Origin of the sequence: Streptomyces sp. Y20 (assembly GCF_043195475.1) — a bacterium.
Classification (GTDB): Bacteria; Actinomycetota; Actinomycetes; order Streptomycetales; family Streptomycetaceae; genus Streptomyces.
Genome location: NZ_JBIDDP010000012.1, coordinates 17,713 through 35,090 on the forward strand (window position 1 = coordinate 17,713; position 17,378 = coordinate 35,090).

At 75.2% G+C, this 17,378-nt stretch carries 1 protein-coding gene; it reads right to left on the minus strand.

What is annotated here, in order from left to right:
* Positions 1–27 precede the first annotated feature (27 nt).
* A complete protein-coding gene (locus ACGFT1_RS26835; RefSeq protein ID WP_373911548.1) occupies positions 28–17,181 on the minus strand; it encodes a type I polyketide synthase in 17,154 nt (5,717 codons plus the stop codon).
* Positions 17,182–17,378: the final 197 nt, after the last annotated feature.

Sequence of the window (17,378 nt, forward strand, 5' to 3'; positions counted from 1 at the left end):
CTCCGTGGTACGTCCGCTGTCATGGGGTCAGCTCGTCCTGCCCAGAGCACGCTGCACGAGGTCGGCAACGTCCATGGCGTCGATCAGGGTCTCGTCGTTCCCGGCCGGTTCCACCGTTGCGGACGCGGGGGCGTCCTCGATGTCCACCAGGCCGAGCAGGGTGTCCAGCACGCCGGCTTCCCTGAAGCGGGCGAGGGGGACGGCGGCCAGTGCCCGCCTGAGGTCGTCCTCCCGCCCGTCGAGCCCGTCGTCGGCGTCCCGGAGCAGTTCGGAGCGCAGGTAGCCGACGAGGGCGTCCGGCGTGGGGTAGTCGAAGATGAGGGTGGCGGGCAGCCGCAGGCCGGTCGCCACGTGGAGGCTGTTGCGCAGGTTGACGGCGGCGAGCGAGTCGAAGCCGGCCTCCTGGAAGGCCTGGAGGGCTCCGATGCTCTCGGCGCCGCTGTGTCCGAGGACGGTCGCGGCGTGTCCGCAGACCAGCCGGAGCAGGAGGCGGTTCTGGTCGGCCTCGGGTACGTCGCGGAGGGACTGGACGAGGCCGGCGGTGGTGTCGCCGTCGTCGGTGTCCGGCTGGGTGGCCCGCAGGGCGGCCTGCGCCTCGGGCAGGTCGGCGAACAGCGGGCTGGGCCGGACCGAGGTGAACGCCGGGATAAAGGCGTCCCAGTCCATGTCGACGACGGTGACGGCCTTCTCCTGGGCCTGGACGGCCTGTTCGAAGGCGGTGACGGCGATGTGCGGGGCCATGGGCAGGACACCGCGCCGGCGCAGCTGGGTGAGGGTGTCCTCGTCCATGCCGACGCCGACCTCGTCGAGGGCGCCCCAGGCGATCGCGGTGGCGGGGTGGCCGTGGCCGCGGCGCCACTCCACGAGGGCGTCGAGGACGGCGTTGGCCGCGCCGGACGGTCCCTGTCCGCCGCCGCCCCAGATGCCGGCGATGGAGGAGAAGACCACGAACGCGTCGAGCGGGGTGTCCGCGAACCGTCCGGCGAGCCATCGGGCGGTGTCCACCTTGGCGGAGAACACCTCGGTGAGTTCGGGTACGCCGGTGTCGTCCACGGTGCTGGTGCGGGCGATGTCGGCGGTGTGCACGACGGCGGTGAGCGGCTGCTCGCCGGGCAACCCGGCGAGCAGGCGGTCCAGGGCGGTCCGGTCGGTGTCGGCGCACGTCTCGACGGTGGTGCCGGTGCCGAGCGCGGCCACCTCGGCGCGCAGTGCGGCGACGGCGTCCCCGGGGGCGGCGGCGGTGGTGGTGACGAGGAGCCGGCCGGCGCCGGACCGGGCGAGCCACAGGGAGGCGTGCCGGCCGAGGCCCTCGGCGCCGCCGGTCACCAGGACGGTGCCGCGGGGCTGCCAGCCGGAGCCGGCGGCCGGGTCGGGGGCGGTCTTGCGCAGCAGCCTGCGGGTGTGCACTCCGGATCGGCGTACGGCCAGCTGGTCGTCGTCGCCGGGGGCGTCGAGCGCGCCCAGCAGATGCCGGACGGTCCGGCTGTCGGAGGTGGCGGGCAGGTCGATCAGCCCGCCCCAGCGGTCGCCGCGTTCCAGGGCGGCGGCCCGGCCGATGCCCCAGACGGCCGCTTGCGCCGGGGCGGTGACGGTGTCCTGGATGCCGGTGTTGACCGCGCCCCGGGTCAGGCACCACAGCGGCTGTGCGACCCCGGTGTCGCCCAAGGCCTGGACCAGTGCGACGGTGGCCGCCGTCAGCGGAACCGGGTCCTGGGAACCGCCCTGCCCGGTGTCGTCCTCCTCGCCCGCCGGGTCGAGCGCGAGCAGTGACAGCACACCGGCCACGGCGTGCTCGGCGAGGACGGCGGACAGACGTTCGCCGAGCCGGTCACGGGTGGCGTCGGCCACGGCGACCTCCAGCGGGACGACGTCCAGTCCCTGCGCGGTGAGTTCCCGCAGCAGCTGGGCCGGCACCGAGTCGGTCGGCGCCGCCGCCGGCACGACGGCCAGCCAGGTGCCGGCCGGGACACCGGCGCCCTCCTGGTCGACGGGCCGCCAGGTGACGTGGTAGCGCAGCTTCTCCGCCGCCGACCGCTCGCGCCGCCGCCCGCGCCAGTCGGCCAGCACGGGGACGACCGTGCGCAGCGCGTCGCGCTGATCGGCCGCGGCGAGGTCGAGCAGTTCGGCGAGGGAGTCGGTGTCGGCCTGTTCGACGGCGGACCAGAAGTCGGTCTCGGCGCCCTCGGCCGTGGCGGCGTCCGTGGTGGTCTCCGCCTCGCGCAGCCAGAAGTGCTGCCGGTCGAAGGCGTACGTCGGCAGCTCCACGTCCGCGGCCCCGGCACCCTCGGGCAGCACACCGGTCCAGTCGACCGCCACACCCTTGACGAAGACTTCCGCCATCGACGTCAGCAGCCTGCGCAGACCGCCCTCGTCACGCCGCAGTGAACCGGCGGCGACGGCACGGAGGCGGACGTTGTCGTCGGCGGCCTCATCGAAGATCTCGTTCACCGGCTGCACAAGAACCGGGTGGGCGCTGGACTCCACGAACACCGTGTGCCCCTCGGCGACAAGGGAAGCGACCGCCGGACCGAAACGGACCTGGCCACGCAGGTTGCGATACCAGTAACCACCGTCCAGAACACCCGCCTCACGCACCCAGCCACCGGTCACCGTCGAGAAGAACGGCACCACCGGCACCCGACCGCGAATGTCCGCGAATGCCTCCCCCAACGCCCCCTCGATCGCCTCCACATGACGGGTGTGCGAGGCATAGTCCACCGCGACACGACGCACCCGCACACCATCCGCCTCCAACACGGCCAACACCCCGTCCAAGGCCTCCGCGTCACCGGCGATCACCACCGACGAAGGACCGTTCACCGCCGCGACCTCGACCCGCCCCTCCCACCGGCCGATCCGGCCCACCGCATCAGCCTCCGACAACGCCACAGAGGCCATACCACCCCCACCCGCCAACTCCCCCGCGATCACCCGACTACGCACCGCCACCACCCGCGCCGCATCCTCCAGCGACAACGCACCCGCCACACAAGCCGCGGCGATCTCACCCTGCGAATGACCCACCACCGCATCCGGCACCACACCCACCGACGCCCACACCGCCGCCAACGCGACATTCACCGCGAAACTCGCCGGCTGCACCACATCCACCCGCGCCAGCAGATCGACATCGCCCCGCAGCACAGCCAACAAGTCCCAATCCACCCACGGCTCCAGAGCCCGAGCACACTCCCCCACCCGCTCCGCGAACACCCGTGAGGACCCCAGCAACTCCCGCCCCATGCCCAACCACTGCGAACCCTGACCCGGAAACACCAGCACCGTCCGCCCGGGGCCGCCGGAGCCGGCGACGGTTCCGCTCACGAGGAGGGGGCTGCTCTCGCCCCGGGCCAGCGCGCCCAGTCCGGCCACCGCCTCGGCACGGGAACCGGCGACGACCACGGCCCGCTCGGACAGCAGGGCCCGGCGGCCGACGAGCGCGCCCGCGACCTCGGCCGGGGCCGCGCCGGTGTCCGTGGCGAACGCCGCGAGCCGCCCGGCCTGGGCCGCGAGCGAGGCCGCGCTGCGGGCCGAGACCACCAGCGCAGCGACGCCGGCGGGCACCTCGGGCCGGGTGACCGGGCCGGTGTCGGGCGCCTCCTCCAGGATGACGTGCGCGTTGGTGCCGCTCGCGCCGAACGAGGACACCGCGGCCCGGCGCGGCCGGTCGTCACGGGTCCACTCGCGGGCCTCGGTGAGCAGTTCGACCGCGCCCGCCGACCAGTCCACCTGCGGGGTGGGCTCCGTGACGTTCAGGGTCGGGGGCAGGACGCCGTGCCGCAGCGCCTGGACCATCTTGATCACCCCGGCGACTCCGGCGGCCGCCTGCGTGTGCCCGATGTTCGACTTCAACGAGCCCAGATACAAGGGCTTCTCACGGTCCTGGCCGTAGGTGGCCAGCAGAGCCTGCACCTCGATCGGGTCACCCAGGGTCGTGCCCGTGCCGTGACCCTCTACCACGTCCACGTCGGCGGGCTCCAGTCCCGCCGCGGCCAGGGCGCTGCGGATCACCCGCTGCTGCGAGGGGCCGTTCGGGGCGGTCAGACCGTTGGACGCGCCGTCCTGGTTGACCGCGCTGCCGCGCAGCACCGCCAGCACCCGGTGCCCGTTGCGGTGGGCCTCCGACAGCGGTTCCAGCAGCACCACGCCGACGCCCTCCGCCCAGCCGGTGCCGTCGGCGGTGGCCGAGTACGCCTTGCAGCGGCCGTCGGCGGACAGGCCCCGCTGGCGGGAGAACTCCAGGAAGGCGTCCGGGCTGGCCATGACGGTGGCGCCGCCGGCGAGTGCCAGGGTGCACTCGCCGTTGCGCAGCGCCTGCGCCGCGAGGTGCATCGCGACGAGCGAGGACGAGCAGGCGGTGTCCACGGTCACCGCGGGGCCCTCGAAGCCGAACACGTACGACACCCGGCCCGAGGCCACGCTGGACGCCGTACCCGTCATGACGTAGCCGTGGACGTCCTCGGGCACCTGGCGCAGCCGGGTCACGTAGTCGTGGTGGACGATGCCGGTGAAGACGCCGATGTCCTGGCCGCGGGTGGAGAGGGGATCGATGCCGGCCCGCTCCAGCGCCTCCCAGGAGGTCTCCAGGAGCAGCCGCTGCTGCGGGTCCATCGCCAGTGCCTCACGCGGGGAGATCCCGAAGAGCGCGGCGTCGAACCGGGCGGCGTCGTGCAGGAAGCCGCCGGCGCGGGTGTAGCTGGTGCCGGGGTGGGCCGGGTCGGGGTGGTAGAGCCGGTCGATGTCCCAGTCGCGGTCGGCGGGGAAGGCGGAGATGGCGTCACGCCGGTCCATGACGAGCTGCCACAGGTCCTCGGGGCTGTTGACGCCGCCGGGCAGCCGGCTGCTCATCGCGATGATGGCGATGGGCTCGTCCGGGTCCGCCGTGCCCCGGCGGGTGACGGCGGCCGGCTCCGGTCGGCTGCCGAGGAGTTCGCCGCGCAGGTGGTCGGCGAGCAGGCCCGGTGTCGGGTGGTCGAAGACCAGGCTGCTGGGCAGGCTGACACCGGTGAAGTCGTGCAGCCGGTTGCGCAGTTTGACCGCGGTGAGCGAGTCGAACCCCAGGTTCTTGAACGGCTGCGCCTCGTCGAAGCCGTCCGTGTCCCGGTGCCCCAGCACGACGGCGGCGCTCTCCCGGACGAGGTCGAGCAGGGCGCGGCGTTGTTCCGCGGCAGCGAGACCTGCCAGCCGGGCGGCCAGCCCGTCGCCGTCGGCGGCGGATGCGCGGCGGATGACACGCCGGGCGGCAGCAGTCGCGGTCTCGATGCCGTGGGCTTTCCCGCTGGCCTTGGTGGCCCCGGTGGCCTTGGTGGCCCCGTTGTCCCCGGTGGCCTCCGCGGCCTCCCTGGCCTCCGCGGCCTCCCTGGCCTCCCTGGCCTCCGCGGCCTCCCTGGCCTCCCTGGCCTCCGCGGCCTCGACGGGGGTGAACGTCACGGGGCCGAGCAGGGCGACGGGCCGGCCCTCGGGGTCGGCCAGCTCGACCAGGTGCCCGCCGTGGGCGGGGGTGACGCGCACCCGCAGCTCGGTGGCGCCCACCGCGTAGACGGCGAGAGAGGCCGCCTCCGTCGGGGAGCAGGCGTCCGGGTCACCGGGGGCGGCCTCGGCCGCCAGCCGCAGGGCCGTGTCCAGGAGCACCGGGTGCAGGGTGAAGTCCGCCGCCTCGTCGACGAGTTCGACGGGCAGGGCGATATCGGCGAGGATCTCGCCGGGTCGGCGCCACAGGCCGCGCACCCCGGGCAGAACACTGGTTTCGGCCGGCTCCGCAGGCCAGGTGCGCAGGTCGAACGCGTGCCGGGGGACGCCGGGCACGAGGGTGGCGTGGGCGTGCCGCAGCCACGGCTCGCTCTCCCGGCCCGCCGGCCGGCTGTGCACGGTGGCACCGCGCCGGCCGTCGGGGCAGGGGGCGTCCACGAAGACACGCAGCTGGAGGTGTCCGTGCGCGGGGACGACGAGGGGCGCGTCGACGGTGATGCGCTCGGCGGTGCCGCCACCGGCCTCGTCACCGGCCCGGACCAGCAGCTCCAGCAGGACGGCCGCCGGGACGGTGGTGTCCGCGTCGGTGTGCGCCCCGGGCAGGCGGCCGGGGCCTCGGCCGGACAGCCGCCCGGTGAGGACGACGCCGGTGCCGCCGCGGGTGCCGGGGACCTCCACCACCCCGCCCAGCAGCGGATGGCCGGCGGCCCGGGCGCCGAGCGCCTCGGCGTCGGTGGCGGTGTCGCCCTCCACCCAGTACCGCTGGTGCTGGAAGGCGTAGGTGGGCAGGTCGGGGCCGACGTCCGGCCCGGGACGGCCGAGGACGGCGCTCCAGTCGACCGGCACGCCCCGTACGTGCAGTTCCGCGAGCGCGGTACGGACGGCGGTGTCCTCGGGGGTGTCCCGGCGCAGCGTGGTGACACAGCCCCGGGTGTCCGGTCCGAGCGTGCCGAGGGCCATGGCACTGAGGACTCCGCCGGGGCCCAGTTCGAGGTGGGTCACGGCGCCCTGGTCGCGCAGGGCGGTGACGGCGTCGGCGAACCGCACGGCGTGCCGGGCCTGGTCCACCCAGTAGTCCGGGGTGGCGAGCAGCCCGTCCGGGGCGAGTGCGCCGGTGAGCGTGGACACGATCGGCACGGTGCCCGGCCGGTAGCGGAGCCGGGCGGCCACGGCACGCAGCTCGTCGAGCATCGGCTCCATGAGCGGGGAGTGGAAGGCGTGGCTGACGGACAGCCGGCGGGTGCGGTGGCCGTCCTGGGCGAGGCGCCCGGTGACGGCCAGGACGGCGTCCTCGGCACCGGACAGGACCAGCGCCCGTGGTCCGTTGACCGCCGAGATCCCGACGGCACCGGGTGCCCGGGCGAGCAGCGGCGCCACCTCGGCCTCGGTGGCCTCGACGGCGATCATCGCCCCGCCCTCGGGCAGGGCCTGCATCAACCTGCCTCGTGCGGCGACGAGTTCGCCCGCGTCCGCCAGGTCCAGGATGCCGGCCGCGTGGGCCGCGGCGATCTCACCGACCGAGTGGCCGGCGAGCAGGCCGGGCCGTACGCCCCAGGAGGCGAACAGCCGGAACAGCGCGGTCTCCAGGGCGAACAGCGCGGCCTGCGTGTAGAGGGTCTGGTCGAGCAGGGCGGCCTGTTCGGTGCCGGGCTCGGCGAACACCACGTCCTTCAGGGGATGGGCGAGTCCGTCCAGGTGCCGTTCCACGGCGGCACAGGCGGCGTCGAAGGCACCGCGGAACACCGGGTGTGCGGCGGCGAGTTCGCGGCCCATGCCGGGCCACTGGCTGCCCTGTCCGGTGAACAGGAAGGCGAGTTCGCCGTCGGCCGGGGTGCCGGTGACGGTGTCCGTGCCGGCGGTGCCGTCGGCGAGCGTGCGCAGGGCGGTGACGAGCCGCTGCCGGTCGGCCGCCAGGACGACGGCGCGGTGGTCGAGGTGGGCGCGGGTGGTGGCGAGCGCGTGGGCCGTGGCGCCGAGCGGCGTCCCGGTGCGGTCCGCCACCCAGTCCGCGAGCCGGCCGGCCTGTCCGCGCAGACCGGCGGGGGTGCGTGCGGAGACCGGGACGAGGAGAGGACCGTCCGCCGCTGCGTCCACGTCCTGGGCCGACGCCGGCACAGCCGGGAGACCGTCCGTGTCCCCCGTGACCGGCGCCGACGCCTCCTCCGGGTCCGTCGGTGCCGCTTCCGCCCTGCCCGCTGACGCCGGCGCGGCACGGTCGGCCGGTGCGGGCACGGCGCCGTCCGCCAGGATTCCGGCGGGTGCGGGTGCCTGTTCCAGGACCAGGTGGGCGTTGGTGCCGCCGATGCCGAAGGCGGAGACACCGGCGCGACGCGGGCGGCCGGTGTCCGGCCAGGCCCGGGCCTCGGTGAGGACCTCCACCGCGCCCGCCGACCAGTCCACGTGGCGGGACGGCCGGTCGACGTGCAGGGTGCGGGGCAGCAGCCCGTGCCGCATCGCCATGACCATCTTGATGACGCCGGCGACACCGGCCGCGGCCTGGGTGTGCCCGAGGTTGGACTTCACCGATCCGATCCACAGCGGTTCGTCGCGGTCCTGCCCGTAGGTGGCGAGCAGGGCCTGCGCCTCGATCGGGTCACCGAGGACCGTGCCCGTGCCGTGCGCCTCGACGGCGTCCACCTCGGACACCGAGAGACCGGCGTTCGCCAGCGCCCTGCGGATCACCCGCTGCTGCGACGGCCCGTTCGGCGCCGTGAGGCCGTTCGAGGCGCCGTCCTGGTTGACCGCGCTGCCCCGCAGCACCGCCAGCACCCGGTGGCCCTGCCGCTGTGCCTCGGACAGCCGCTCGACCAGGAGCACGCCCGCGCCCTCGGACCAGCCGGTGCCGTCCGCGCCGTCCGCGAAGGCCTTGCACCGGCCGTCGGGCGCCAGGCCGCGCTGCCGGGAGAACTCGACGAACGTCTCGACGTCGCCCATCACCATCACACCGCCGGCGAGCGCCATGGAGCACTCCCCGTTGCGCAGCGCCTGGGCCGCGAGGTGCAGGGCGACCAGGGAGGAGGAGCAGGCGGTGTCGATGGTGACGGCCGGGCCCTCGAACCCGAAGTGGTAGGCGACGCGGCCCGACACGACGCTGCCGGAGCCACCGGTGAGGCGGAATCCCTCGGCGTCGGCCGAGTGGTGCATCCGCACGGTGTAGTCGTGGCTGTTGACGCCGACGAAGACCCCGATGTCCCGGCCACCGAGCCCGGTGGGATCGATCGCGGCGCGTTCGAACGCCTCCCAGGACGTCTCCAGCAGCAGCCGCTGCTGCGGGTCCATCGCCAGGGCCTCGTTCGGGGAGATGCCGAAGAACGCGGCGTCGAAGCCGGGCGCGTCGTCGAGGAACGCGCCGTGCCGCACGTAGGTCGTGCCGGGTTTGTCGGGGTCGGTGTCGTAGAGCCGGTCGATGTCCCAGCCGCGGTCGCCGGGAAACTCCGTGACGGCGTCGACCCCGTCGGCGACGACCCGCCACAGGTCCTCCGGGCTGTGCACCCCGGCGGGGAAGCGGCAGGCCATCGCGACGATCGCGATCGGCTCGTCCGGCGCGACCGTGCCCGCGCCGGGCGCCGGTGCGGCGGGTGCGGCGGTGGCGGTGCCGTCACCGGCGAGCCGGGCCCGCAGGTGCTCGGCGAGCGCCGTGGGTTTCGGGTAGTCGAAGACGACGGCCGAGGGCAGGGTGAGACCGGTGGCGGCCGCCAGCCGGTTGCGCAGCTCCACCGCGGTCAGCGAGTCGAACCCGGCGTCCTTGAAGGCCCGGTCGGCGCGCACGGCGTCGGCGGTGCCGTGGCCGAGCACGTCGGCGGCGTTGCCCCGGACGAGGTCCAGCAGCAGTGCCTGCTGGGCGGCCGGGTCCAGCCGGCCGACGCGGTCGCGCAGACTGCCCTGGTCGGCGCTGCCGGCGGCGCGGGCCGGTGTGCGCGGCGCGGGGGCGAGGCCCCGCAGCAGGGGTGCCACGGGCGCGGTACGGGCCGCCGCGCGCAGGGCGGGCAGGTCGAGCCGCGCGGCCACCAGGGCGGCGGGCAGCCCGGTGCCGGGGCGCAGGGCGAGGTCCAGCAGGGCCATGCCCTCGGCCTCGGACAGCGCGGCCATGCCGAGGCGCCGGTTGCGGTTGAGGTCTGCGGCGCCGAGGTGCCGGGTCATGCCGCTGGCCCGCTCCCAGTGCCCCCAGGCGAGCGAGACGCCGGGCAGTCCCTGTTCGCGGCGGTACGCGGCGAGCGCGTCCAGGCAGGCGTTGGCGGCGGCGTAGTTGGCCTGTCCGGGGTTGCCGAACACGTTGGCGGCCGAGGAGAACAGGACGAACGCCGCGAGGTCGCGTTCCCGCGTCAGCTCGTCCAGCAGCAGGGCCGCGTCCAGTTTCGGCCGCAGTACGGTGTCGAGTCGCTCCGGGGTGAGCGCAGTGAGCACGCCGTCGTCCAGGACACCGGCGGTGTGCAGGACGGCGGTCAGCGGGTGCGCGGCGGGCACCGCGTCCAGGACGGCCGCGAGCTGGGCCCGGTCGGCGGTGTCGCAGGCGGCGATCGTGACGGTGGCGCCGAGCGCGGTCAGCTCCTCGGACAGCGCGGCGGCGCCCTCCGCGGCGGGTCCGCGCCGGCTGAGCAGGAGCAGGTGGCGCACGCCGTGGTCGGTGACCAGGTGCCGCGCGGTCAGCGCGCCCAGGGTGCCGGTGCCGCCGGTGACCAGGACGGTCCCGTCCGGATCGAGCGCGCGCCCCGGCTGCGGGGCGTCGCCCGCCCCCACCGGCACGTCGGCCCGTACCAGCCGGGGCACCTCGGCCACCGCGGTCCCCGTGGGCCCGGGGGCGTTCGAGGCCCCCGTGGCCCGTATGCGTATCAGCGGTTCGCCGCAGGCCAGCAGGCCGGGCAGGGCGGAGCGGACCGCCGCGTCGGCTTCCTGGGCGCCGTCCGGCCCGTCGACCTCGACGAGCACGATCCGGCCGGGGTGTTCGGACTGGGCGGAACGCAGCAGTCCTTGGACGGCGGCCGTGGCGAGGTCCGTGGCGGCGTCGGGGGCTGCCACGACCAGCCGCGTCCCCTCCAGGGCGGGCTCGGCGAGCCAGGCCTGGAGGACGGCGAGCGCGGCGGCCAGCGCCGCCCGCGGATCCCCGCCCGCGCGGTCGGCCGCGTACAGCAGGACGTCAGCGTCCGCCGCGTCGGCGGTGACGTCCCGCGCGGTCCGTACGGTGGCGGCGGACGGTGTCCCGTCACCCGCTGGAAGCGGCAGTTCCGTCCAGTCGACGCGGAACAGCGCGTCGTGGACGAGTGCCTCGGCGAGCCCGGCGCGTGCCGGGTCGAACGGCTCGTACAGTACGGCGTCGACGCTCAGCACGGGCCGCCCGGCCGGGTCGGTCAGCTCCAGCCGGGTGGTGCCCTCCCCCGCCGACCGCACCGTGACGGTGGTCGCGCCCGACGCGTGCAGCCTGACCCCGCGCCAGGTCGCGGCGAGGGTCCCGGCGGGCAGCGCGCTCCGCACGGCCGCGTCGAGCAGGGTGGGGTGTACGCCGTACCGGTCGGCGTCCCCGGCGGCCTCGTCGAGGGTCACCTCGACACCGGGCCCGGCGGCCGGCCGTTCGTCGTCCTCTTCGGCGGCGGGTGCCAGCGTGCCGTGCGCGTGCCGCGTCCAGACGGCGTCCAGCCCGGAGCCGTCCGCACGCGAGTAGACCTCGACCGTACGCCGCCCCGTGCCGTCCGCCTCGCCGACCACCGTCTGGACGGCCCGGCCACCGCGCGCCGGCAGGACCACGGGCCGCTCGACGGTCAGTTCCACCACGACCGGCGCCCCGGCCTCGTCACCGAGCCGGACCGCCAGCTCGACCAGTGCCGCGTTCGGCACCAGGACAGTGTCGTCGCCGACGAGGTGCTCGGCCAGCCAGGGCTGCGCGCGCGACGACCACCGCGAGGTCGTCATGAACCCGCCGGAGTCGGGTCGGCCGACGACCGCGCCGAGCAGGGGGTGGTCGGCGCGGGCCTGCCCCAGGGAGGCCGCGTCCGCCACAGGAGCGGGCTTCAGCCAGTAGTGCCGGTGGTCGAAGGCATACGTCGGCAGCTCCACGTCCGCGGCCCCGGCACCCTCGGGCAGCACACCGGTCCAGTCGACCGCCACACCCCTGACGAAAAGCTCCGCCATCGACGCCAACAACCGCCGAAGACCACCCTCATCACGCCGCAAGGAGCCTGTGACGACCGCCTCGCACTGCGCCTCGTCCACGATCTCGTTCACCGGCTGGACGAGGACGGGGTGGGCGCTGGACTCCACGAACACCGTGTGCCCCTCGGCGACAAGGGAGGCGACCGCCGGACCGAAACGGACCTGGCCACGCAGGTTGCGATACCAGTAACCACCGTCCAGAACATCCGCCTCACGCACCCAGCCACCGGTCACCGTGGAGAAGAACGGCACCACCGGCACCCGACCACGAACCTCCGCGAATGCCTCCCCCAACGCCCCCTCGATCGCCTCCACATGACGGGTGTGCGAGGCATAGTCCACTGCGACACGACGCACCCGCACACCATCCGCCTCCAACACGGCCAACACCCCGTCCAAGGCCTCCGCGTCACCGGCGATCACCACCGACGAAGGACCGTTCACCGCCGCGACCTCGACCCGCCCCTCCCACCGGCCGATCCGGCCCACCGCGTCGGCCTCCGACAACGCCACAGAGGCCATACCACCCCCGCCCGCCAACTCCCCCGCGATCACCCGACTACGCACCGCCACCACCCGCGCCGCATCCTCCAGCGACAACGCACCCGCCACACAAGCCGCGGCGATCTCACCCTGCGAATGACCCACCACCGCATCCGGCACCACACCCACCGACGCCCACACCGCCGCCAACGCCACGTTCACCGCGAAACTCGCCGGCTGCACCACATCCACCCGCGCCAGCAGATCGACATCGCCCCGCAGCACGGCCAACAAGTCCCAATCCACCCACGGCTCCAGAGCCCGAGCACACTCCCCCACCCGCTCCGCGAACACCCGTGAGGACCCCAGCAACTCCCGCCCCATGCCCAACCACTGCGAACCCTGACCCGGAAACACCAGCACCGTCCGGCCGGGGCCGCCGGAGCCGGCGACGGTTCCGCTCACGAGGAGGGGGCTGCTCTCGCCCCGGGCCAGCGCGCCCAGCCCCGCCACCGCCTCCGCACGCGACCCCGCGACGACGACGGCGCGCTCCGAGAGCACCGCACGCCGGGCCGCCAGCACACCCGCGACCTCCACCAGCGACGCGTCCACGCCACCGACGAACACCGCAAGCCGCTCCGCCTGCCCCGACAGAGCACCCCCCGAAGCCGCCGACACCACCAGGGGCAGCACACCGTCGTACGTCTCGGTGGGGGTGACGGGCTCGTCCGGCACCTGTTCCAGGATCACGTGCGCGTTGGTGCCGCTCACGCCGAAGGAGGACACGCCGGCCCGGCGGGGACGGCCGGCCTCGGGCCAGTCCCGGGCCTCGGTGAGTAGTCTGACCGCGCCCGCCGACCAGTCGACCTGGGAGGAGGGCGCGTCGACGTGCAGCGTGGCCGGGAGGACACCGCGGCGCAGCGCCTGGACCATCTTGATGACGCCGGCGACTCCGGCGGCGGCCTGCGTGTGCCCGATGTTGGACTTCAGGGAGCCGAGCCAGAGCGGCCGTTCGCGGTCGCGGCCGTAGGTGGCGAGCAGGGCCTGCGCCTCGATCGGGTCACCGAGGGTCGTGCCCGTGCCGTGGCCCTCGACCGCGTCGACGTCGGCCGGGGTCAGGCCCGCGTCGGCCAGTGCCTTGCGGATCACCCGCTGCTGCGAGGGGCCGCTGGGAGCGGTGAGGCCGTTCGAGGCGCCGTCCTGGTTGACCGCGCTGCCCCGAACCACCGCGAGCACCCGGTGCCCGTTGCGGCGGGCCTGCGACAGGCGTTCCAGGACGAGGACGCCGGCGCCCTCGGCCCAGCCGGTGCCGTCGGCGGCCTCCGCGTACGACTTGCAGCGGCCGTCGGGGGCCAGGGCGCGCTGCCGGGAGAACTCCACGAAGGTGCCCGGGGTCGCCATGACGGTGGCGCCGCCGGCCAGGGCCATGGCGCAGTCCCCGCGGCGCAGGGCCTGGGCGGCCAGGTGCAGGGCGACCAGGGAGGAGGAGCAGGCGGTGTCCACGGTGACGGCGGGGCCTTCGAGGCCGAACACGTAGGCGACCCGTCCGGACGCCACGCTGGTCGCGGTGCCGGTGGTCACGAAGCCCTCGAGTTCCGCGGGGAGTTCGCCGCCGGTGCCGTACTGCTGGCCCATCACACCGGCGAACACACCGACATCGGTGCCCTTGAGGGAGGCCGGGTCGATACCGGCCCGTTCCAGCGCTTCCCAGGAGGTTTCCAGCAGGAGCCGCTGCTGCGGGTCCATCGCGAGTGCCTCGCGCGGGGAGATCCCGAAGAAGCCGGCGTCGAACCGGCCCGCCTCGTGCAGGAAGCCGCCCCGGTCGACGTAGGAGGTGCCCGTCTTCTGCGGGTCCTGGTCGAAGAGGCGGTCCAGGTCCCAGCCCCGGTCGGTCGGGAAGCCGGAGACGGCGTCCCGGCCCGACGCGAGCAGCTGCCACAGTTCGTCGGGGGTGTTGACGCCGCCGGGCAGCCGGCAGGCCATGCCGACGATGGCGATGGGCTCCTGCGGGTCGGTGGCTTCGGCCGGCTGCTCCTGTGGCGCCCGGGTGCCGTCCAGGCCGAGGACCGCGCCGTGCAGGTGGGCCGCCAGGTCGCGTGGGGTCGGGTGGTCGAAGGTCACGGTGGTGGGCAGCCGCAGACCGGTGTGCCCGGTGAGCCGGTCGCGCAGGGCGACGACGGTCACCGAGGTCAGGCCGAGGTCGCGGAAGGCACGGCCGGCGGGGAGCGGGGCCGCGTCCGGTCCGTTCAGGACCGCGGCGGCCTGTTCCCGGACGAGTTGTTCGAGGTGGGACAGCTGGGCGCGTTCGTCAAGACCGGCCAGGCGGGTGCGCAGGGCCGCGGTGACCGCCGGGTCGGGCCGCGTCTGCCGGGCCGGTGGTTCGGTCAGCGCGCGCAGGAGCGCGGGTACCGGCCGGGACGGGTCGGGCAGGGCGGGGCGGGGCGCGAGGAGGGCGGGGGTCCGGTCGGCCAGCAGGACATCGAACGCGGCCAGCAGGTCGACGAGTTGTTCCGGTGCGTCCTCGGTGTTCCGGGGACCCGTCCAGGCCAGGCTGGAGGCGGTGGCGCCCCGGGCCCGGCGGGCGTGTGTGACCGCCTCGGTGCGGGCGTCGCGGAGGGCCCGGTCCGGGTCGCCGGGCGCGCCCAGGGTGGCGGAGCCGTCGGTGATGGTGACGAACTCGGTTTCTTCGTCGGCGAGTTGGTCGAGGATGTGCGCCAGGCCGGGGTCGCCGGTGGTGTGTACCACGGCGGTGACCGGGTGCCGGATGTCCGCCAGGGCGCGGTGCGGGCCGGGGCCGTCTACGGCGACGCTGGTGGTGTGGGTGCCGGGGGGCCAGGCGTCCGGGTCGGTGCCGTCGGTGGTGCCGGGTGCGTGGACGAGCAGCAGGTGGGCGGCCCGGTGGACGTCGGCCAGGTGGTGGGCGAGCGCGGCGCCCACGGGGGTGTCGGTGCCGGTGACGACGACGGTGCCGGGGCGGGTGAGCGCCGGGGCGGGCCGTGGCCGGTCGTCCACAGGGGTGCGCAGCAGCCGGGGCACCAGCAACCGGCCGTCGCGGACGGCCATCTGGGGTTCGTCCGTGGCGAGGGCGCTGAGCAGCGTGTCCGTGTCCGGGCCGTCGGTGCCGAGGTCGATGACGGACACCTGCGGGTGTCCGTCCGCCTGGAGGGACCGTACGGCGGCCCACAGGGCGGCGCCCGCGGGGTCGGGTGCGGTGTCGCCGGCGGGTGTGGCTCCGCGGGTGAGGACGACGAGCGGTGCGGGACCGGCGCCGCTGGTGACGTGTTCGGTGAGGACGCGGGCCGGGGTGGCGGGGTCGGCGGTGGCGGCCGGCGGCAGCAGGACGGTCAGGGGCGTGTCGCTCCGGGCGGCCGACGCCAGGTCGGGGTGGAGGCCGGTGCGGACGCCGGCCGTGCGCAGGGCGGCGGCGAGTCCGGTGGTGTCCTCGCCGACCAGGGCGCACGCGGCCGGGCGGGCGGCGGGGCCGGCAGGTGCGGGGATCCAGGTGGAGGTGACCAGGGTGTCGTGGTGGCCGTCGGCGGTGTGCCGCGGCCAGTACGGCTGTGCGGCGAGCAGCCGGCGGACGATCTTCCCGGAGGCGGTGCGCGGGATGACGGTGGTCTCGTGGATCCGTTCGGGGATCTTGTAGGCGGAGAGCCGGGTGCGGCAGTGTTCGAGGACGGCGGCCGTGTCCAGGCCGGCCGGGCCGGGGACCACCCACGCGACGGGGACCTCGCCCAGGGTGACGTGGGCGGCGCCGGCGACTCCGGCGTCGGCCACCGTGGGGGCGCCGCGCAGGACCGCCTCGACCTCGTCGGGGTGGATGTTCTCGCCGCCGCGGATGATCAGATCCTTGAGCCGGCCGCAGACGGTGAAGTAGCCGGCGGCGTCGCGGCGGGCCAGGTCTCCGGTGCGGAACCAGCCGTCGCGCAGCGCGGCGCGGGTCGCCTCGGGGCTGTTGTGGTAGCCCACCATGACGTTGGGGCCGCTGACCCAGACCTCGCCCTCCTGCCCGGTGGGCACGTCCTGTCCCGTACCGGGGTCGACCACGCGGACGCCGACGCCCGGGACCGGCAGTCCGCAGGAGCCTTCGACGCGGGCGCCGTCCGGCGGGTTCATGGTGATCGCGCCGCAGGTCTCGGTGCTGCCGTAGGCGTCGACCAGCGGGACGCCGAAGGTCTCCTCGAAGGAGCGGCGCAGCTCTGAGCCGGTGACGGCGCCGCCGACGAGGCCGATGCGCAGGTCGGGCAGGGACAGGCCGGTGCGCCGGGCGGTGGCGACGAGGTGGTGGTAGGTGGTGGGGACGCCGGCGAGGAAGGTGGCCTTCTCCTCGCGGAGCAGGTCCAGTACGTCGTCGGCGGAACCGCCGTCCGTGATGCGGGCGGCGGCGCCGACGGCGGTCACGGACAGCACGCACGCGATGTGGGACAGGCTGTGGAACAGCGGCAGCGGCCACAGCACCCGGTCGTCCGGCGTGAGGCCCGGGAGGGGCACATAGCTGACGGCGACGGACCACAGGCAGTTGCGCTGGGTGGACAGCACGCCCTTGGGGCGCCCGGTGGTGCCGGACGTGTAGAACATCCACGCCACCTCGTCCAGGCCGAGGTCGTCGGGGGCGGGCGTATCCGGATCGGTGACCGCCAGCTCGTCGAAGGCGTGGGTGCCGGGCGGCACGGACGTGGTGCCGGCCACCAGGACCGTGGTACGGGGGGCGGTGGACGCCACCACCCGGAGAAACGTCTCTGCACTGCCTGCCCCGGCGAGGGCGAACACCGCGCCGCTGTCGGCGAGAAGGTACTCCAGCTCGGCCGGCGCGGACCGCGGGTTCACGGGGACGCCGACGCCGCCGGCGCGTACGACCGCGAGGTAACCCTCCACCATGGAAACGGAGTTGCCGAGGCTGAGCGCCACCCGGTCGCCGCGCCGCAGACCGAGGCGGACGAGATGTCCGGCGAGCCGCCGGGTACGCGCCTCCAGCTCGCCGTAGGTGACGGAGCGCCGGTCGTCCGCGAAGGCGGCCTTCTCGGGGGTGCGGGAAGCGTGCTGTCGGAGCGTGACCGCAAGCGGTGTGACCAGGTCGGGACGCACGCCTCGGACTCCTTCCACAGGGCGGCAGCGGGTACCGGGAGCAGCAGGGCGGGAGCGGTTGCCGGACACGGCGGAGGCGGCTGTGCGGCATCGGACAGCCGGCCGGCTTCCTGAACGACGGGAGCAGAACATCCCGCGCCGCGCTGGAGCGCGCGGCGGTCAGGCGCCCGGAAGAGCGGGGCGGCCGCCCCGCGCGA